23 protein-coding genes and 2 pseudogenes are annotated in these 17,885 nt (G+C 31.5%); 7 read left to right on the top strand and 18 right to left on the bottom strand.

Annotation, left to right across the window (positions count from 1 at the left end; genetic code table 11):
• Positions 1–191: 191 nt before the first annotated feature.
• The 5 genes from WFZ86_RS13550 to WFZ86_RS13570 all read right to left on the bottom strand — a co-directional run bounded on the left by WFZ86_RS13550 (position 192) and on the right by WFZ86_RS13570 (position 3,720).
• Positions 192–668 (bottom strand): DUF6265 family protein, encoded by a 477-nt coding sequence (locus tag WFZ86_RS13550; protein ID WP_342692423.1) that lies wholly within the window; start codon positions 666–668, stop codon positions 192–194.
• Positions 669–879: 211 nt separating this feature from the next.
• A complete protein-coding gene (locus WFZ86_RS13555) occupies positions 880–1,725 on the bottom strand; it encodes a retropepsin-like aspartic protease (protein WP_342692424.1) in 846 nt (281 codons plus the stop codon).
• A gap of 296 nt (positions 1,726–2,021) precedes the next feature.
• On the bottom strand, positions 2,022–2,477 hold the full coding sequence (locus tag WFZ86_RS13560; RefSeq protein ID WP_342692425.1) for a VOC family protein: 456 nt from the start codon (positions 2,475–2,477) through the stop codon (positions 2,022–2,024).
• A 107-nt stretch (positions 2,478–2,584) separates the two neighbouring features.
• The gene (locus WFZ86_RS13565; protein ID WP_342692426.1) at positions 2,585–2,992 is read right to left on the bottom strand and encodes a hypothetical protein; all 408 of its coding nucleotides are present in this window, start codon (positions 2,990–2,992) and stop codon (positions 2,585–2,587) included.
• Positions 2,993–3,165: 173 nt separating this feature from the next.
• Positions 3,166–3,720, bottom strand: coding sequence for a hypothetical protein (locus tag WFZ86_RS13570; protein ID WP_342692427.1), 555 nt, complete (start codon positions 3,718–3,720; stop codon positions 3,166–3,168).
• Between the two features lie 291 nt (positions 3,721–4,011).
• On the opposite strand from WFZ86_RS13570, the gene WFZ86_RS20485 reads away from it, so the two are divergent.
• Positions 4,012–4,155, top strand: a complete 144-nt coding sequence (locus tag WFZ86_RS20485) for a hypothetical protein (RefSeq protein WP_483788277.1) — start codon at positions 4,012–4,014, stop codon at positions 4,153–4,155.
• Positions 4,156–4,789: 634 nt separating this feature from the next.
• Here WFZ86_RS20485 and WFZ86_RS13575 read toward each other — a convergent pair.
• Together WFZ86_RS13575 and WFZ86_RS13580 are read right to left on the bottom strand one after the other, a co-directional pair.
• Positions 4,790–5,206: a hypothetical protein gene (locus WFZ86_RS13575; protein ID WP_342692428.1), complete on the bottom strand. Its 417-nt coding sequence runs from the start codon at positions 5,204–5,206 to the stop codon at positions 4,790–4,792.
• A gap of 162 nt (positions 5,207–5,368) precedes the next feature.
• Positions 5,369–5,968: a hypothetical protein gene (locus WFZ86_RS13580; protein ID WP_342692429.1), complete on the bottom strand. Its 600-nt coding sequence runs from the start codon at positions 5,966–5,968 to the stop codon at positions 5,369–5,371.
• Between the two features lie 307 nt (positions 5,969–6,275).
• Between WFZ86_RS13580 and WFZ86_RS20490 the strand changes: the two are divergent.
• The 3 genes and pseudogenes from WFZ86_RS20490 to WFZ86_RS13590 form a co-directional block, all read left to right on the top strand.
• Positions 6,276–6,353: pseudogene (locus WFZ86_RS20490) on the top strand (hypothetical protein); the annotation flags it as partial.
• Positions 6,354–6,365: 12 nt separating this feature from the next.
• Positions 6,366–6,575, top strand: coding sequence for a transposase (locus WFZ86_RS13585; protein WP_483788276.1), 210 nt, complete (start codon positions 6,366–6,368; stop codon positions 6,573–6,575).
• 262 nt (positions 6,576–6,837) lie between these two features.
• Entirely contained in the window at positions 6,838–7,074 is a 237-nt protein-coding gene (locus WFZ86_RS13590) for a group II intron maturase-specific domain-containing protein (protein WP_342692430.1), read from the top strand.
• A 302-nt stretch (positions 7,075–7,376) separates the two neighbouring features.
• On the opposite strand, the gene WFZ86_RS13595 is transcribed toward WFZ86_RS13590, so the two are convergent.
• The 4 genes from WFZ86_RS13595 to WFZ86_RS13610 form a co-directional block, all read right to left on the bottom strand.
• Positions 7,377–8,585 carry a hypothetical protein gene (locus WFZ86_RS13595; RefSeq protein ID WP_342692431.1) on the bottom strand — a complete coding sequence of 403 codons (1,209 nt, stop codon included), beginning with the start codon at positions 8,583–8,585 and terminating at the stop codon, positions 7,377–7,379.
• Between the two features lie 461 nt (positions 8,586–9,046).
• On the bottom strand, positions 9,047–9,748 hold the full coding sequence (locus WFZ86_RS13600; RefSeq protein ID WP_342692432.1) for an LA_2272 family surface repeat-containing protein: 702 nt from the start codon (positions 9,746–9,748) through the stop codon (positions 9,047–9,049).
• 150 nt (positions 9,749–9,898) lie between these two features.
• On the bottom strand, positions 9,899–10,432 hold the full coding sequence (locus WFZ86_RS13605) for a DUF1697 domain-containing protein (RefSeq protein ID WP_342692433.1): 534 nt from the start codon (positions 10,430–10,432) through the stop codon (positions 9,899–9,901).
• A gap of 454 nt (positions 10,433–10,886) precedes the next feature.
• Entirely contained in the window at positions 10,887–11,042 is a 156-nt protein-coding gene (locus tag WFZ86_RS13610; RefSeq protein WP_342692434.1) for a hypothetical protein, read from the bottom strand.
• A 256-nt stretch (positions 11,043–11,298) separates the two neighbouring features.
• On the opposite strand from WFZ86_RS13610, the pseudogene WFZ86_RS20410 reads away from it, so the two are divergent.
• A pseudogene (locus WFZ86_RS20410) lies at positions 11,299–11,424 on the top strand (transposase); the annotation flags it as partial.
• A 235-nt stretch (positions 11,425–11,659) separates the two neighbouring features.
• Here WFZ86_RS20410 and WFZ86_RS13620 read toward each other — a convergent pair.
• From WFZ86_RS13620 to WFZ86_RS13650, 7 genes are all read right to left on the bottom strand, one after another.
• Entirely contained in the window at positions 11,660–11,953 is a 294-nt protein-coding gene (locus WFZ86_RS13620; RefSeq protein ID WP_342692436.1) for a type II toxin-antitoxin system RelE/ParE family toxin, read from the bottom strand.
• Complete coding sequence (locus WFZ86_RS13625) at positions 11,946–12,197, bottom strand: type II toxin-antitoxin system ParD family antitoxin (protein ID WP_342692437.1); 252 nt, start codon at positions 12,195–12,197, stop codon at positions 11,946–11,948. The genes WFZ86_RS13620 and WFZ86_RS13625 overlap by 8 nt, the downstream gene beginning before the upstream one ends.
• Positions 12,198–12,555: 358 nt before the next feature.
• Positions 12,556–13,188 (bottom strand): hypothetical protein, encoded by a 633-nt coding sequence (locus WFZ86_RS13630; protein WP_342692438.1) that lies wholly within the window; start codon positions 13,186–13,188, stop codon positions 12,556–12,558.
• A 168-nt stretch (positions 13,189–13,356) separates the two neighbouring features.
• Positions 13,357–13,884, bottom strand: a complete 528-nt coding sequence (locus WFZ86_RS13635) for a hypothetical protein (RefSeq protein WP_342692439.1) — start codon at positions 13,882–13,884, stop codon at positions 13,357–13,359.
• Positions 13,885–14,219: 335 nt separating this feature from the next.
• A complete protein-coding gene (locus tag WFZ86_RS13640; RefSeq protein ID WP_342692440.1) occupies positions 14,220–15,206 on the bottom strand; it encodes an alpha/beta hydrolase in 987 nt (328 codons plus the stop codon).
• 563 nt (positions 15,207–15,769) lie between these two features.
• Positions 15,770–16,369, bottom strand: a complete 600-nt coding sequence (locus WFZ86_RS13645) for a hypothetical protein (RefSeq protein ID WP_342692441.1) — start codon at positions 16,367–16,369, stop codon at positions 15,770–15,772.
• 153 nt (positions 16,370–16,522) lie between these two features.
• Positions 16,523–16,831, bottom strand: coding sequence for a hypothetical protein (locus tag WFZ86_RS13650; protein ID WP_342692442.1), 309 nt, complete (start codon positions 16,829–16,831; stop codon positions 16,523–16,525).
• Positions 16,832–17,131: 300 nt separating this feature from the next.
• On the opposite strand from WFZ86_RS13650, the gene WFZ86_RS13655 reads away from it, so the two are divergent.
• Together WFZ86_RS13655 and WFZ86_RS20415 are read left to right on the top strand one after the other, a co-directional pair.
• The gene (locus tag WFZ86_RS13655; protein ID WP_342692443.1) at positions 17,132–17,362 is read left to right on the top strand and encodes a transposase; all 231 of its coding nucleotides are present in this window, start codon (positions 17,132–17,134) and stop codon (positions 17,360–17,362) included.
• A 202-nt stretch (positions 17,363–17,564) separates the two neighbouring features.
• Complete coding sequence (locus WFZ86_RS20415; RefSeq protein ID WP_425402877.1) at positions 17,565–17,855, top strand: hypothetical protein; 291 nt, start codon at positions 17,565–17,567, stop codon at positions 17,853–17,855.
• Positions 17,856–17,885: the final 30 nt, after the last annotated feature.

A 17,885-nucleotide genomic window follows, 5' to 3' on the forward strand; every position in this document is an offset into this window, starting at 1 on the left:
CTCTTGTCTTATTTAGATTTAATTAAAATAATAAAGCAAATGTAAAAGTCTTTATTATATAAACAAAATTTATTTAGAATAAATAAAAATAAAAATAAAAACAACTTTCTATCCGTTTAAATGATAGTGTTTTACGGATAAAAAAACCTCGATTTTTTAGAATCGAGGTGTAAAAGAGTAATGGGTGTGTATTATTTTACCTTTTTGAGGGTATAGCTTTCTGAGGTAACTTTTCCCGCTTGTTTTCCAGAAATTTTTGCAATTAATGTATTGGTATCGGCTAATTTATAATTGATTTTTTGTGGGTAATCGTGTTTTGGATTTTCGAATACCAAGTTTTTTTCGGTGGTGGAGGTGAGGGGAAACGATACGGCTTCGTCATTGTTTTCGCCTATTACAGTAGCTTTATAGATTAGGTTCTCTCCTTTTTGTTGCAACACAATTGTTTCGTTGTGCAAAGTGTCTTTTCCTTTTATGAAATACGAAGTGCCTTCAAAAGTGCTGTCGTTTACAGATTCCCATGTTTCTTCTAAAATTCCTTTTTCAGATTGCTGGGTCCATGTGCCTAATAACCATTGCGAAGCTTTGATTTTTTCATTTTTATTCGCGTTGTTATTACAAGACGCAAGTGCTACAAAGACCAATAAAAGTGTCGTTTTTTGAAACATGATGCAAGTTTTTTGTTTGGATTGATGGCGCAAATTTATGAAAAAGAACAGTGTTTTTATTTTATAATTGACTAGGCTTTTGAAAAAATTACCTTTTATGACTTCAATAACTTATTTTTAAGGTAACCCAATTTTTGAATTTTGTGGTTGATGAGAAATTATTTTAAAAGAAGTAGTTGCGCGCTACAGCTAAAAGAATTTTCATAATTTTTTAGTTTGTATTTTGATTCAAATACAAGATGTTTTTATCCCAATCAATTGTTACTAGATAATTTTCGAAAAAGGCATTTCCTAGTAGTGAGGAAGCATTTTTCTCTAAGGTTATTGACTTATCATCTAATTCAATTTCTCCTACTTTGATTTTTCCTACTGGAAAGGTCTGTTTTTCTTGTTGCAATAGGGTATCTTTTTGTTTTAGAAATTTTACAAAAGAATGGTTTGCGGTAAGTTCACCACTAGAACCCAAGTCAAAGATAAATTTATGTTTTTGATTGTTAAGTTCAATATCCACATAGCCAAGCCCCCAATCTTTTTTGTTGAGTTCAATTTTTTTTGCAGTTGGTATGTTTTTAAATTGATCAATTTTGTTGCTAATGCGAATAACCTTTTTAACATAATCAATTTGCCATCTAGATTTTCTCATTAAATTGTTTCCTATTACTCCATTTACTTTATTACTTTCTTTATTTTCTTTTATGTATGATAAATCTTGCATCATTCCATAAGTTTCCTCGAAAATTAAATTTGATATAGAAATATTTGGTAATTCAACTAAGTTTACTTTTTGGTTGGCAATAGAACTTCCAGATAAACTAATTTCTTTTATAAATTTATAATTTATTTCATTCGAGATTTTTGGATCAATTGTAGTGATTTCACATCCTGTATCAAAAAGAAAATTGTATTTCTTTTCTGAAATCATCACTTCGATAAAAATATGTTTGTTTACATATTTAAAAGGTATTTCAACAAAGTACTCTTTTTGTTTTACATAACCCTTTTTGGATAGTTGTTTTCTATTTTGGGAGAAACCATTTAGTAATGTTAATTGTAACATTATAAAAACTAGTGTTATTTTTCTTAGCATATTTTTTCTTAATATTTCTGCTAACGTCAGTTTGTCTCAAAACCTCCGTTTTTAATTTTTACATTTGGATTCTTATCTTTTAAAAATCTCAAAATATGGAATTTTAGAGTTTTGATTTAAGTTTTTAGACAGTTTTACGTTCCCGCGCATAGCGAGGTTTCGAGACTCTGAACCGGTTATTTTCTGTTAAAGATAAAATTTCTTGCGAAATGTAAACTTGTATTTACTACAAAATTAGCAATCTTGCCTGTTAGCGGTTCGGACTTTTATTTATTTTCAAGTTCCAGCCATTTCTCATAAGTTATAATTCCATTTTCTGGTTTTGATTCTCCTTCCAAAACTGATATAAATTCTAATGAATGACCATCTGGATCTTCAAAATAAATCGAAATTGCTGGAACCCAAGCAAAAACCATTGGCTCTTCTTTTCCGTTGCTTAAAAAATTTCTAGGTTTTAAGTTATGTGATTTTAAGAATTCAAAGGATTCATTAAGTATAAAATCAGTTTCACATTTAAACGCAAAATGACGTTTGTCGATTTGTTCTTTTGGTTTTTCCCAAATTCCTAACATTGCCTCTTTAGTTTTTCCAATCCAAAAAAAAGCAACTCTTCTTTCTTTTTCTGAATAACAATAATCAAGTCCAAGAATGTTTTTATAGAAGTCAATTGAGATTTCTAAATTTTCAACGTACAAATGAGTTTCATAAAGTCCTTTTATCATTTTATTTGATGTTAATTTTCTTGCTTTTAGTAATTTCCACTTTCCTCAAAAGTTGTGAATAACTTTACGATGCTTTACATAGGAGTAGCTGTTATAGGCAGTTCTTGTTATTTCTCAGTGTATATAATTGTCCAATTTAAACTGTCCAGTTCTTTTTTCGAGAACTTAATTACTTTTATTTTCCCTGCCTTTATGGTGGAATCTATATTTTTGTTTACAGATTCAAAAATTTCTTCAGGATAAAAAGCTATGTAAATTGATTTGTCAGGATAACTATTTACGTCAGTTCTGAAACCTTCCGAACTTCCTCTAACTGGTGGTGAATCAGAGCCGTGAGAATCTATTTGACCACCACCAGAAATGTCATAAAAAGTGTTGTCAATATCTTTAGCTAAAGTAGAATACCAAATCTTTTTATTTGTTTCATTTCTTATTATAATATTTGCGCTATTATAATGACATCCAAAAGACAACATTAATAATAAAAACAAAAAATATTTGTAATGCTTTTTCATATTTAAATTTTAACCGTAAAGTTCTGTAGAATTGCCTATAACGATTTGCAGATTGGCAATGGGCGTTTTTTTTACCATAAATGTTGATGCGGAGAACCAAATTTTGATTAACCACAAAACTATCAAGAGGAGACGAACCCCCGCCTATTGCCAAGCAGTTACCAGTAGTTTTTCTATTTTTTGTCATTCTTTATTTTCTGTTTCATTTGTTGTCCATATAAAAACAATTGAGGTATTAATAGTAATACCAAAAATAAATGTCGTGAATTAAAACCCTTTTTAATTATAAAAAATGTCACAAGAACTGTCGCTAAAACAAGTATAATAGTGTTGATTTTGTAAGCTGTTTTTATATAACCTTTGTCAGCCCATTCGTCCCAACTGTCTATTTCTCTAACATTGTTTTCCTTTGTCAAATTAACAAGTTCATAAATAAATTTGTGAGCTTCTTTTTGTTGAACTTTTGCATTGTTAATTTTTATTGTCGTGTCAACAGTTGCTATTTTCCGTAATAATAGTCCGCTGTCAATTACAATAGTTTTAATGTCCGCAATGTTTATTGGCGCAATGTCGTCATAGTTAAATATGAGTTTTCTTGTCCAGTCGAATTTTAATTGCCCATTGTCAATAGTAATTGTTAAGTGTCCAACAACAAAGTAATAAATTGTCAAAAGATAAACTACAAAAAGAAATAGTCCTATTAAAATACTGTTTAATTCAGCACCCAAAATGAGCAACCCAATTAATGTAACCGGTGTCAAAAAGAGTCCAAGTAAAACTCTCGATTGTCTGAAAATTGTCAACTCAAATTTCTGCATTGTCGGTTTTCTAAAATTACTGGTAACGTCAGTCTGTGAAAAAACCTCCGCTTATTGTTTATCAAAAGTAGTCAAAATTGAGTTACATAAGGAGGAAAAGTTGTATATTTAAGTATTGAACACATATCTGGAATCTCCCGCCAACAGTTACAATTAAGTAGTTTAGAGGATAAAATTACTCTTGATAATCCTGTTCGTTTTATTGAAGCTTTCGTAGAGCATATCTCGCTTGAATTACTTGGTTTTATGACTCGTATTCTTAAAAGTGAAGGCCGTCCTAGTTTTGAATCAAAAGTATTTCTTAAACTTTATCTTTATGGATATCTCAATGGCCTTAGAAGTTAGAGAAAGCTAGAAAAGAGAGCATTCGCAGTATAGAATTGCACTTGGGCAAAACTCAAGCAGAGTTTAAAAGAAGTGACACGCAAAACCGCACCGATAAGTCTCGAGGAACGTATCCGAAAAATCAATGACCCGAGCCTGAAAGGCGAATAGGCGAAGCAAATCCAGCGAGGATGGTTAAACTATTTTCGAGGGACGAGTATTCAAGGAAAGTTGCGAGATATTGACTGATGGTTGCTCAACCGACTGCGTTACTGCATTTGGACGGACTGGAAAAAGCCCGAGCGAAAAAGGAAAAACCTGATGCGATTAGGGATTGACAAAGGCCATGCTTATGCTTAGAGCTGAACCAGAAAAGGAGGCTGGCGAATCGCCCAGAGTCCGATTCTAAGCACTACAATTGCCCTACAGCGACTTAAGAAGAAAGGCTATCAATCGATGTTGGAGATTTACATCGAACTTAACCCATCACTTTGCGAATCGCCGAGTACAGCCTGTCCCGAAAGCTTGCGGTATGACCCGTACGCTCGGTGTTGTACTGAGGTTTTTATTGTTTTTTTGGTTTTCGTGAATGTAAACATTTGAGAGGCGCACTCCGTCTGTTTCTGGCGGAGCCGTTTACTCGATTGGTTGCTGGTTATTGTTTTATTTTTATAATTCTTCCACTTTTATATGCGAAATGAGGATCACTATTCTCGTGGTGAATTCCAAATTGAATAGTATCTTTTCCGTCAAACAATAATTCTGTATAATATGTAGAAAAACTTTTATGTTCAACATTATCTATTTTACCTGCAGGAATATATATCGAGTAATCTTTCAAATGAATAATTCCTTCTCCGTTTTCTCTTAAGTGTTTAGTTATTTCACCTTTTCCAATAGTTTCGCCTTTTAAATTGGTTTTGTAATAGTTATTTTCCCTAAAAGTTATAATATAACCTTGTTCATAATTATCGTAAAACTCGACTTTATATTTTCCAATTAGGACTTTATTTTGGCAATCAATTTTGAGAAATGTGATTACAAATAGGGAGATTAAAAGCATTGTTTTCATACGTTCTTTTGTAGTTAGTTTTCAAATCACAATTTCTTTTTTGATTTAATTTTGTTTTATATTCTTGATTCTGCTGTAGCGTCCTGAAATCCCCCTCAAAAGTTGTGAATTACTTTATGATGCTTTACATAGGAGTTGCTGTTAGTAGCTGTTTTTTTTAGATTATCCAACCCACAATTGATGCTCATAAACAATTTGCCATTTTCCATTCTTTTTTTCTAAATATACAGCTTGCCCCGAGCCACAATCTCCAAAGCACACGTTTACAATTTCTAGGTAAGCTTTAGCGTTGTCTGAAGAAAATATTGGAAAGGTTAAATACACGAATTCAGCATTTTTATTCGCTTTGCGTTTATCTTTTTGTTCTTTAAATGTTGTCAAGTTGATTTTTTTCTGAAAAGTATTTTCAATCACATATGTTTTCACACTTTCGTTTTGATTCAAAAGGTATAAAGAATCTTTTTCAGGAATAAACTTATTGTCTAAGCGATAATAGAATAAATCTTCTAGATATATACCCTTTTCTGGTTTAGGCGGTCTTTTGTTATTTGTCATTTTTAATCTATAAACTTTCAGTTTATTTAGTTCTTTAGACAAAGGTATAGGTATTGAATCGCTCCTTAAGATATTCAAGCTGTCGTCCATAATAACACATTCAATAACTTTTTTGATTTCAGAATTTTGTTCAATAATAATATTTTTGCTGTTGTTTTTACAGCTTAAAATGAAAAACAAAAACATTAATGCTTTGTAATTTCTCATAAAGATGATAGTTTTTTAAAATTGCTGCTAACGTCAGTCTGTGAAAAAACTTCCGCTTATTGTTTATCAAAAGTAGTCAAAATTGAGTTAGATAAGGAGGAAAAATTGTATGTTTAAGTATACAACACATATCGGGAATCTCCCGCCAACAGTTACAATTAAGTAGTTTAGAAGATAAAATTACTGTTGATAATCCTGTTCGTTTTATTAAAGCTTTCGTAGAGCATATCTCGCTTGAATTGCTTGGTTTTACGACTCGTATTCTTAAAAGTGAAGGCGTCCTAGTTTTGAATCAAAAGTATTTCTTATACTTTATCTTTATGGATATCTCAATGGTCTTAGAAGTTCGAGAAAGCTAGAAAAAGAGAGTATTCGCAATATAGAATTGCAATGGGTTTTGTGCGGCATTGTACCCAATTATCACAGTATTTCTGATTTTAGAAAAAATAATCCATCGGGATTAAAAAAAATGTTCAAGTTGTTTGTTTCGTTTCTTAAAGATGCTGAGCTGATCGCTGGGGAAACCATTGCTATTGATGGCACCAAAAGTCGGGCGCACAATAGTGAGAAAGCCAATTTTATCAAAAGAAAATCGACCAACACTTAGTCTATATTGAATCCAAAACCCAAGCCAAAACGATTGGTAACACAATCTTTCTATTTCTGAGAGACAAGCTGAAATTGACCATAAATATGGAAAAGAGCGGAATTAGAAAGCCGATTCAGTTCACGATATTGGGATTTTCGTTTGCATCGACCTATCAAAAAGGGGTAAAAGGCAGGTATGCTTCGCCAGTTCGCCTATCGGCTCGGGTCAACTCACGGTAGGGGACAACGCTTGGGCAAAACTCAAGCAGAGTTTAAAAGAAGTGACACGCAAAACCGCACCGATAAGTCTCGAGGAACGTATCCGAAAAATCAATGAGATTCAGCGGGGATGGTTAAACTATTTTCGAGGAACGAGTATTCAAGGAAAGTTACGAGATATCGACGGATGGTTGCGCAACCGACTGCGTTACTGCATTTGGACGGACTGGAAAAAGCCCGAGCGCAAAAGGAAAAACCTGATGCGATTAGGGATTGACAAAGGCCATGCTTATGCTTAGAGCTGAACCAGAAAAGGAGGCTGGCGAATCGCCCAGAGTCCGATTCTAAGCACTACAATTGCCCTACAGCGACTTAAGAAGAAAGGCTATCAATCGATGTTGGAGATTTACATGGAACTCAATCCATCACTTTGCGAATCGCCGAGTACAGCCTGTCCCGAAAGCTTGCGGGATGACCCGTACGCTCGGTGGTGTACTGAGGTTTTTATTGTTTTTTTGGTTTTCGTGAATGTAAACATTTGAGAGGCGCACTCCATCTGTTTCTTGCGGAGCCGTCTACTCGATTAACTGCTGGCGTTTTTTTAGATTAATATTCGAACATTAAAGTACAAATCTTTATAGTTCATAAAATTTTCATATGCTATTCCGATAGAGATTCTATTAATTATAAATCTCTGATTTAAATTAACCGATTTAAATATTTCGGTTTTGTAATTTATCTGATTTTCAAATATTGAAGTACTAATTGTCGCACTTATATTGGATTTTGAAAACCATTTATTTACAAAAAGTTGACCTCCAATTTTTTCATAATTTCTACTTAAATAGTCTAATCCAATACCAATTCCTATATTCTTTTTTAGATTTAAACCATATTTTATTTGATGATTTTCAAATTTGTTTTTTTTGTTATCAATATTGAGAATTCTATTCTGATAATTGTATGCGAGATAATCTGATAAGTTTGATTTTTTGTAAAAAATATTCCATTTGGCTAATTGTAAATTCAAATGATGAAATCCCTCATTATTAAAGTTATATTGTAGAGAAGTGCTTCCATTTATTTTTGACTTCCCCAAATATATTGCAGAATATGAAGAATAAAAACCTAATGGTAATTTATATGCTCCACTATAACCTAATTCTAAAGAGTTAGAAAGATAACACATATTTACATTTCCTCCAGAATTATAACAGCCATATTTTGGTAATGTATTTTTAAATGATGAATATTCTTCTTTTAGATTTAGTGTTTCAGACAGATTTTTTACTAAATCTAAAACAATAATTGCTTCTGGGATTGAGCCTTGAGAAGATGGTGTCCAGTAGTTTTTTAACCAATAGCTTTTCTTATCGGAATGTTCAATAATATATGTTATTCCGTCTATTCCTTGATCCCAATTTTCTATGTTCTTGTCCGATGGTAATTCTAAAATTTTTGAGTTTTGAACAATATTATAAATGTTTTCAACTTGTTTAGCGGGTAAAATAATTTTACTTGATAAAGTTTCTGTTTTATTGTTTTTTGCTTTTCTTGTATGATAAATAAAATTTGTTATTGTTCCATAAAATTCATTATCATTTTTTGAAATTTCAATTACTTGACCGTGATCTCTATATCTAAAATTAAATTCATCAGAAGATTTTTCAAAATTCTTTAAGTCTAAAGTTTTTTGTAATTTAATATTACTTTTATACCAATAAATAGTATCTCCTTTTATTTCTTTTGTTTGAGAGAATAAAGGAAGCGTGAATAAAATTAAAAATATGATTATTTGCGGTTTTTTCATACGCTTGTAGTTAGCGTCTCGTGGCTTGCAGAAGTTGGAGATTTGGTTAGCTTAAACTTTTAGTAAATCACTGACCACTAAAGTACAAAACAAAGTGTAAAGTCAAGACCAAAACCCCAATTTTTGCAAACCGCTGTTGAACTAAACCTTCGGTAGTTGTATTAGCTTAATACAAGGTCTCAAATAGGAATGTAAAATTTTAAAAATAATAGTGCAACATAAATATATGGCTCATTTTAGTGCTGTAAAAAACAAATCAATAAGTTTTAATTTGTTTAAAATCAGTTATTTGTTGATAAATCGATAATAAGCTTAGTGAGCTTTCTTAAATATTCCTTTTCACACTTTTCGATAACTCCATTGGGATGGACGTATTGCGGTTTCGTTCAACACGAGTTTCATTGTTGGTGCTACGCACCCAACGAAACTCTTGCTGTTAGCATATGTTGTTCTTTCTTTCGTCATTCATTGTCTTGTTTAAAATTCCAATTTATCAAAGGTAGTTTTCGTTTTTGATTTACATTCCAAAGTCCTATTTGAATACCTTTAAATTTTTCTGATTTGTTGTAAAGTCCTATTTGAACCCCTTTCATTTCTCGGGCATAATTTCCTATACCGCCTATCTGAACGCCTTTCGTCTTAAATCCATTATTTCCAAGTCCAACTTGTAGGCCATTCATATAATATGCATCATTGAATAATGCGGTCATTAGTCCATTATGTCTCTGTGTGAAGTTCATAAATAGAGATGTCGATATTCCATTGACTTGAAAATGTATTTGTCCTATAAAACCTGCGGTCAAACCATTTGTCAAACAGTGACAAGCAGAACCTGACGCAGATAAATTTAGTCCGTTTATTCTCTCAGACAGAGGTTCTTTTTCTAATTTTATAAATGCACTGTCCGTCTCAACAATCGGGCTTCTTGGTATTAATGGAATCCCAATTCCTATACCAATTAATTCTAACTTAATTCCGTTTGTGTTCGTATGTCTTGGTTCACTGTTAAATGACCAAAGTCCGATTGAAAGTCCATGAATGTTTATACTGTCTTGATGGAAAGTCCAAATTGGGAAATAGTTTTTCTTTTTACCAATTTGCCCATAAGAACTTATTGTCAATAGTAAAAATAGAATTGTCGTTATAGTTTTGGTGTGTCTCATTGCAATATCTGCTAACGGTGACGCTATGGCCAATAATGGATTTCGGGCTAATTACCTATCAAGTTACACCGAAAATTGATGCGGGTGATGCACTTCGAAAACCACTGAAACCTTTATTGGCTATAGCGCGTGTTAGCGGGTCGTTGTTTATTAAATATCATTTACTTTCTTGATTGTATTCCAATTTCTTGTCGTTATATTTTTACCGAACAGCTTTTCTAATTCGTCCATTCCTTTTGGGGTTTTCGTTGTCGAAAGGTCTAAAACACTCAAAATCGTTTTGTCCTTAATGCTTATTATTTTATAACTTTTATCAGCCGATAAATAAGGTATGGTCAAGTCTAACTTAGGAGTATCTTTTAAAAAGGAAACATAAAGTCTTATGTCTCTGTGTGTATTTGTTTTCATAAAAGGATTATCCTCAACCAAGTCAGAAATTGCTTTTTTAGTTTTTAAAATTACAGGTATAGGAAAACCAAATGATTTGGAAATAAAATCTTCAATATTGTTTTCTAAGTCTTGAATATTCGTCTGTGTAGTATCGAATACAAAATTTCCTGTATTCAGCAAAGTTCTTACGTTAATACATCCTACTTCATTCAGTCTGTCACGAAGTTCTGCCATTGGCACTTTATGGTGTCCGCCGACATTAATACCCCTAAGAAATCCTGTTATTGCTATCATACGATTCTTTGCTATTAAACTTTTCCGTGTTGTGTCATTTTACAATACCCGCTAACTTCTTGGCACTTCAGCGGGTTTGGGTTCTAAATTAAGATTTATTTTTCGGTTATCACTAAACTGCCAAATACAGAACCATTTATACATTATGCCAAATTCTTAAATCCGTTGTAGTTACTGCTAGTGGTAGTCTTTTTTAACGTATTATTACTGTTTTACTAAAATTTATGTCTTCTATTTTGGCGGTCGGATTTTCAATTAGCAATTTATTCATTGCATTAAATTCCGCACTTCGTCCGGCAATTTTTATTACAGTTTCTTTTGTCGGATTTCCATTAAAATAAGCTTTAGCTACTTCCAGAATTTGAATATATGATTCTGTTTCACTAAATTTTTTTTCAGTGTACTTTCCATTTTGGTATTCTATGTAATTATCTTTCCAATTCAGTGTGGTTAGCTAACTTCTAACGAAAGCAATTGGCAGAAATGTTACGATTTCGATAGCTTCTTCATTATTGATTCCTTTTTTTACGAGAAATTGAATGGCTTCTTTGTCTTCCAATGAGTTTTCATTTTGAGCAAGAAATTTTATTGCTGAATCTACAGATGTCATTTTTTATTTAGGTTTTGTATTTTTTTAATATTCTTGAAAACCGTAAATCTAATAAAAGTCTCCTGACTTTTCCGTGAACGGCTTAAGAATTCAACACCTTTGTTAATACTTTAGTTTTTTTACAACTCTTCAAACATATTATACTTATACCTAACCAATGCCTTCCTGTTAAAAGTTAGGAGACTTTTGATACTTTTATGGATTGGAAAACGATTTTAAATTGTATAAAGTCTGAAATAGACTTTATACAGCGGTAACCTTGGTCAATTTTATCAATATGAAGCGTGTAAACACAAGAGGAATCAAGCAAGCCAACAAACACGTTTTGATGGCAGCTTTAACCTATAATCTCAAAAAATACTTGAAGTTTATCACCAAAAAAACAAAAGCCGGAGTTGTATGTGAGACAAAAGCAAAAGTACCAACTTCTCCAAAAACAGCTTTCATTGACTTGCAATACTTGTTTTTAAGCACCTTGTTTTTTAAAGACTACAACTCAAAACCAAAAATAAACCTCGCTTAAATATCCTTAAACGAGGTTGTTTTTTATGCGTATCTTGAAATTTTACTTTTTTAAGAGAGTTGCGCAACAGCTACGTGTCTTATGTGAGGTTCCCTTATAGTCTGCTTTTTAAATCCATCATTCCATGAAGAATTCTTGTGATTTCTATTTCGTTCTTTGATATAATTGAGTAGAAGATAATATGTTCACCTGATTTAAAACCTAATATTCCTTTCGTAACTATATCATAGTTTCTACCAAGTTTTGGATTATTTGCTAGATCATCACATGATGCTATAAGTAAATCATAATACTTTTCAGCTTGCATTTCAGACCAAGTTTCGATTGTATAATCCCAAATTTCAGTTAAGTCATCAACAGCTTTATTTGTTAAATAATATTTAGCCATTTGATTTTTTTCTTGCTTTTAAAACGTTAAGATGTTTTTTAGCATCAAAATCTACTGCACGTCCACTTTCAATTCCATCATTAATCGCTTTTCTTAAAGCTATAATTTTATTTTCCTCATCTTCTAAAAGACGAAGACCGGCTCTGACAACTTCACTTGCGTTATTGAATCTTCCATTATTTACACTGTGTTCGATAAAACTTTCGAAATGATTACCAAGAGATATAGAAGTATTTCGTCCCATAATTTTTTTAGCTAAGTTACCAAAAAATGGTAACTTTTCAAATTATTACGATTTATTTTTGGAATCTCACATAACGTCAGTTTGTGAAAAAACCTCATCAAATTTAGCAAGTATTCGGAGGGTTACCAAAAAAAATCAAATATGAGATTCTCAAGAGGTTGATTTTAGTTTTTTTTACAGACTGACGTTCTGGCACTACAGCGGGTTTGGGATTAAATTAAGCCCTATTTTCGAATTTGCCACCCGAGCATAGCGAACAAGCGAAGCAAATCTTCCAAATACAAAACCAATTTTCCATTAAGCCAAATGCCCACCCGAGGTTGCAAGCCGAACAGACGAAGTAAATCCGTTGTGGTTGTTATCGGTTGTTTTTCTTTCGGTAATCTATAACACCTTTAATTGCCAATATTCCGAATTTTTGATATCCTTCTATTAATCCATATTTTTTTGTCGAGTACTCTTCCGGTATTTTAACCATTTCTTCAATGGCTTTCATAAACTTAGCATTTTTTTTCGGTTCGCTTTTTATTATTCCGTAGCCATCCATTAAGCCTCCATCTACGAGATATTTTTTACCGTTTATAAAAGTTATTGTTTTTCGGCGAACCCTATTTGAGCCATAGATTTTGCCCCTCACATAAACCGCATCATTTTCAAAATCCAATAATTCAGTTTTTGTTTCGATTAACTTGATTTTTGTTCCTGATAAATAGGCCAAACCAAATTTGTTAGCGTGGTACATTTTTTTAGGATCAAGTTCTGGAATAGAAATATAAATTGTGTCTTGAACTTTGTGGTAAATTCCGCTTAGAGCAATTCTGCCACTCATATGACTCATAACATTTTGAAGAGTTACAATGCTATCATTTTCGAATGTGATTATGTGGGCAGTTCTCGTAGAGTTAGAAAATGATTTATAGAAATCATTCTTTGTCTGCGAGCTTGCAAAAATTGAAATCAGTAGAACAAATATTATTATGATATTTTTCATGGAAACAATTTAAAATAATTTATAACTGTCTATTTTATAGATTTTTGTGGCTTATGGAAATCTTTTTTTCATAACCGACCGAGCGAGGTTATGAAAAGAAAACGAACAATTTACCGAAAAATTAGCCATGAGATTTAGCATTTGTTGGCAGTAGTTTTATCTCGTTAGCTAATTTTGTTTTGTTAGTCCACTGAATTTATATAAAATAGCAGTTGCAATTCCATAAAATAAAATCCAATGTCCTGAAAACCCTCTTACTTCGTTTGCTTTATAATGGTGATATTCTTGTTCAGTTATTGTTTTAATTAGTTGACCGTGGCTCTGTAAAATAAATTGTCCGTTCTCAATGTCTGGTGTTCCAACTTGTGATGAAGTAAAAAGTAAAAAGTTTATAAACGCATAGAAAAATCCTGCTCCTGCAATAATTGTCATCCAAATTGGTGTTTCTTTAAATATAATATTATAAAATCCAATTGGGTTCATTCTATTTAACATTCCAGATTGTTGATATTCTTGTAACTCTTCATTTTTTTTCAAGTCAAGTACAACAGGAAGCCAAACTATAAAAATTCCAATATGTAAAAGCCAAACAAAAGGTACTTTTTCTGTAACATCAATGTCAACAAGTGAAAGAATATGAACTAAAAGTCCTAATGTCCAACCTGTTAATGCAAAATAAAATAAGTACTTTTTCATTTTCAATTATGTTCTTTTTTTGATTTGTGTCGGTTCTTCAAAATTACAGCCAAGGTTCCCGCGCTACATGCAGGCTGGGATTAAAGATGCGTATTCTTTCGGTTAAAACCAAATGTATCAAATAGTAAACCATTTTCAAATTAAGCCTAAAACCAAAATTGCTTGTAGCGTGTGTGCTTCTTGCACAACTAAAATTCCTTCTTAAAATTCTGATTTGTTATATTGTTTAAAATGTAACATATTGATTTTTAATATGTGATTTGTAAAAAAAAATGACTATACGTTAGATTTAGTCTTTTTTTAGTTGTGCAACAGCCACGTGTGTTGGTGGCAGGTTATCTCCTCATTTTGACCTTTATTCTTTTTAAGGAAATTTTCCTGTCAGTAGACGAAATGTCTTTGTCCTTATTTAATTTTTCTATTGTGATTTTATAAGTATCTATAGATTCAGTTGTTCGTTTAAGATGTCTTAAAGCATCACCTTTTAACTCATAGTGTCGCCAAAAATTTGGGAATGATTTTATTCTATTATTTTGGTCTTCTAGAACACTTTCCCATTCCCATTCGTCAAAGCAAAAATTTAAACCTAATCCAAATCCAACTGTTGGCGTAGAATTGTGATTGAACCCAATTAAATCATTAAACTGAAAACTAAAACTATTTTTATTACTTTCAATAATTTTTTTAAATTTAAAAACTCCATCTCGTAAAGAAACATCATCCCATCTTTTATCACCAATCGCTAAATAAAAATTTCCAGTTAGCTTTTCTTGATTTTTTAATTCTTGTTCAGCAATGGTATAAATATCATTTTTGTTTGGCCAATAGGAAGGGCTTATTGCAATACAGTTATTGAAAAGTTTATTGTTTTTTAAAAAACAGAAAGTTGCAAAATATGCTCCAAAAGAGTGACCTACAATTGTTATTTCTTTTTTTACAGAATATTTCTCTATAATTTTTGGAAGTACTTCATTAGCAATAAAATCATAAAGTTTGTTTTTTTCTTGTAACTCTTGGTCTCTGTTTTCGTGAAATATACCCACTAAAATACTTTGTGGTATGTCGTCATACAAATACAAATTATTTGTGGCTTGTAAAATTGTGCCTGAAATTTCATCATCATCTCCATCAACATAAACAATACAATTTTTGGGTTGTTTTAGTTTGTCATAATCATTAGGAATGCTTACAGTTATTTTTCTTATTGTTCCAAATATTTTTGAGGCAATACTTAAGGTGTCTGGCTTTGTATAAAATGAATGTGACTGACAAAAACAATTTAAAGTAAAGAAAATAAGTAAAATAGTTGTTATTTGTTTCATTTTGAATCTTTGTTTGTCTGATATATAACTAAAACAATGTAATTTAGTGTATTTACCTTTCAGGTTTTTAAAAATTAGACACAAATTTTACTAATTCTCACAAATTAATTTGTGTTGAACATATTGTACCTCGCAGACTTTCAGTCTGTAAAACCAAATCTATGAATTTTCAGAACATAGTGGTTTAGTTTATTACAATTTGTGCATTAACTTGCCACCAACTTCAGTTTGTCTCAAAACGGTTATTTTTAATTTTTATATTTGGATTCCACTTTTAAAAATCTCAAATACTTAATTGTCATAGATTTATTTTTCGGTTATCATTAAATTGCCAAATACTAAACCATTTTCAAATTAAGCCAAATACCCAAATTGCTTATAGCGTGTGTGCTTGTTGCACAACTAAAATTCCTTCTTAAAATTCTGGTTTGTTAAATTATTTAAAATGTAATATGCTGATTTTTAATGTTTAATCTGTTTGTAAAAATTGATTAAAAGTTAGATTTAGTCTTTTTTTAGTTGTGCAACAGCCACGTGTGTTAGTGGATGGACTTTTTTCATTTTTAATATAATTTTGTCAACAGAATTATTCCGTAAATCCAAAAAATATATAAAATTGTATATGCAATTCCGTAAAATATACTTAGTTCAATATTTCCACTACATTCAGCAGATTTTTTAAAAATTAATCTTAAAGCTCTAAAAAATATCCAATACAACATTCCTAAAAAAACTAAAATGGAAAACCAAATAATCGTTCCTAAAGCGTAAAATAAAAAACTTAAAACTATTGTGACAATAATCCATAAAATTATGCTCATAACTATTCCTCCGATACCTTCCGCAATATTAGCTCCAAGTTCTAAACCATTATAATCTGTTGGAGTTAAATCTTTTAAGAAGTCTAATTTTTTGGAGTTTATTTTATCAGTTAATTTTCCAACATTGTCTTTCAGTTTAGTTCCGTTAAATAAACTAATTGAGATAAAGAGAAAAAATGCTATTGAAATAATTGAAGTTGAGATCAATGAGTTTTCAATAACTGTTTTGTGTTTTCCAATTCCATAAAACCATACGCTAAATATTGTAATCGCAATTACAAGCATTGAGATTATGAATATGTTTCTTGTATTTATTAATGTTCTTTTCTTTGGTGTTTTCATATTTTACCGCAATTTTGGTAGTCTATCCGCTAATGTTACGGCGCTTGGCGATGTTGCAAACTTCAGAATTAATTATTTTCTGTTAAAGATAAAATTTCTTGCGAAATGTAAACGTGAATTTACTACAAAATTCGAAATCTTGCCAAACGCCTGTTAGTGGCTGGCTTTTTTTAGTATATATGATATTTTTTCCAACTCTTGTTCGATTTCTATTTTACTTGCAGAATATAATTTCATTTCTTCTTTTCCATTATTTAGGATAGTTAACTCTAAAACTTTCGGTCTATGTTCTACCCATTTAAGAATTGTTAATAAATCATTTTTAGGAATAAAAATTTTCTTTTTTACATTTTTTTCCAAAATATGAAATTCAAAATTCTCCTCATTTTTTATAATACGTTCTATTTTTGTTTTCGTCCATTTTATAACGCTTTTACATCTAAATGTCATAAAAATAAACATGAGGAGAATACATGATTTAGTTATAAAACTATCATTTTGGTAATTGAAATATATTAGAACTGAAATAGTAATTAAGTAAAAAAAAATGTATGATTTAAATATTTTCCAGAATCTATTTGAAAACCTATCAACTTCAGTTTCGAATATTACATTTTTATTTTCAGAAAACATAATTCTATTTTATTATTTAGTTTGGTAAGCTTGCCACTAACGTCAGTCTGTGAAAAAACCTCCGCTTATTTTTATTTCAAAAGTAGTGAAAATTGAGTAACATAAGGAGGAAAAGTTGTACATTTAAGTATGCAACACATATCTGGAATCTCCCGCCAACAGTTACAATTAAGTAGTTTAGAGGATAAAATCACTCTTGATAATCCTGTTCGTTTTATTGAAGCTTTCGTAGAGCATATCTCGCTTGAATTGCTTGGTTTTACGACTCGTATTCTTAAAAGTGAAGGCCGTCCTAGTTTTGAATCAAAAGTATTTCTTATACTTTATCTTTATGGATATTTCAATAGTCTTAGAAGTTAGAGAAAGCTAGAAAAAAGAGAGCATTCGGAATATAGAATTGCACTTGGGCAAAACTCAAGCAGAGTTTAAAAGAAGTGACACGCAAAACCGCACCGATAAGTCTCGAGGAACGTATCCGAAAAATCAATGACCCGAGCCTGAAAGGCGAATAGGCGAAGCAAATCCAGCGAGGATGGTTAACTATTTTCGAGGAACGAGTATTATGGGCAAATTACGTGATCTAGACTGCTGGCTTAGAAACCGACTTCGATATTGCATTTGGCACGATTGGAAGAAACCCGAGCGAAAGAGAAAGAATCTTATACGCTTGGGCATTGACCAAGACCACGCCTATGCTTTTAGTCGCACTCGCAAAGGCGGGTGGGCAATTGCGCAGAGTCCGATTTTGAGTACTACCATTACTTTGAAACGCTTAAAACAGCGTGGCTATCAATCTTTAACCGATGTTTACATCGAACTTAACCCATCTCTTTGCGAACCGCCGAGTAGGTGACCCGTACGCTCGGTGGTGTACTCAGGTTTT

This window comes from Flavobacterium polysaccharolyticum, from assembly GCF_038739875.1.
Classification (GTDB): Bacteria; Bacteroidota; Bacteroidia; order Flavobacteriales; family Flavobacteriaceae; genus Flavobacterium; species Flavobacterium polysaccharolyticum.

What these genes read in the sequence shown, in the direction of transcription:
- WFZ86_RS13580 (WP_342692429.1), bottom strand. Translation starts at nt 5,968, where the DNA reads ATGAGAAATTACAAAGCATTAATGTTTTTGTTTTTCATTTTAAGCTGT.
- WFZ86_RS20415 (WP_425402877.1), top strand. Translation starts at nt 17,565, where the DNA reads ATGGGCAAATTACGTGATCTAGACTGCTGGCTTAGAAACCGACTTCGA.
- WFZ86_RS13555 (WP_342692424.1), bottom strand. Translation starts at nt 1,725, where the DNA reads ATGTTACAATTAACATTACTAAATGGTTTCTCCCAAAATAGAAAACAA.
- WFZ86_RS13560 (WP_342692425.1), bottom strand. Translation starts at nt 2,477, where the DNA reads ATGATAAAAGGACTTTATGAAACTCATTTGTACGTTGAAAATTTAGAA.
- WFZ86_RS13640 (WP_342692440.1), bottom strand. Translation starts at nt 15,206, where the DNA reads ATGAAACAAATAACAACTATTTTACTTATTTTCTTTACTTTAAATTGT.
- WFZ86_RS13630 (WP_342692438.1), bottom strand. Translation starts at nt 13,188, where the DNA reads ATGAAAAATATCATAATAATATTTGTTCTACTGATTTCAATTTTTGCA.
- WFZ86_RS13625 (WP_342692437.1), bottom strand. Translation starts at nt 12,197, where the DNA reads ATGGGACGAAATACTTCTATATCTCTTGGTAATCATTTCGAAAGTTTT.
- WFZ86_RS13650 (WP_342692442.1), bottom strand. Translation starts at nt 16,831, where the DNA reads ATGTTTATTTTTATGACATTTAGATGTAAAAGCGTTATAAAATGGACG.
- WFZ86_RS13605 (WP_342692433.1), bottom strand. Translation starts at nt 10,432, where the DNA reads ATGATAGCAATAACAGGATTTCTTAGGGGTATTAATGTCGGCGGACAC.
- WFZ86_RS13635 (WP_342692439.1), bottom strand. Translation starts at nt 13,884, where the DNA reads ATGAAAAAGTACTTATTTTATTTTGCATTAACAGGTTGGACATTAGGA.
- WFZ86_RS13575 (WP_342692428.1), bottom strand. Translation starts at nt 5,206, where the DNA reads ATGAAAACAATGCTTTTAATCTCCCTATTTGTAATCACATTTCTCAAA.
- WFZ86_RS13550 (WP_342692423.1), bottom strand. Translation starts at nt 668, where the DNA reads ATGTTTCAAAAAACGACACTTTTATTGGTCTTTGTAGCACTTGCGTCT.
- WFZ86_RS13600 (WP_342692432.1), bottom strand. Translation starts at nt 9,748, where the DNA reads ATGAGACACACCAAAACTATAACGACAATTCTATTTTTACTATTGACA.
- WFZ86_RS13610 (WP_342692434.1), bottom strand. Translation starts at nt 11,042, where the DNA reads ATGACATCTGTAGATTCAGCAATAAAATTTCTTGCTCAAAATGAAAAC.
- WFZ86_RS13645 (WP_342692441.1), bottom strand. Translation starts at nt 16,369, where the DNA reads ATGAAAACACCAAAGAAAAGAACATTAATAAATACAAGAAACATATTC.
- WFZ86_RS13655 (WP_342692443.1), top strand. Translation starts at nt 17,132, where the DNA reads ATGCAACACATATCTGGAATCTCCCGCCAACAGTTACAATTAAGTAGT.
- WFZ86_RS13595 (WP_342692431.1), bottom strand. Translation starts at nt 8,585, where the DNA reads ATGAAAAAACCGCAAATAATCATATTTTTAATTTTATTCACGCTTCCT.
- WFZ86_RS13565 (WP_342692426.1), bottom strand. Translation starts at nt 2,992, where the DNA reads ATGAAAAAGCATTACAAATATTTTTTGTTTTTATTATTAATGTTGTCT.
- WFZ86_RS13620 (WP_342692436.1), bottom strand. Translation starts at nt 11,953, where the DNA reads ATGGCTAAATATTATTTAACAAATAAAGCTGTTGATGACTTAACTGAA.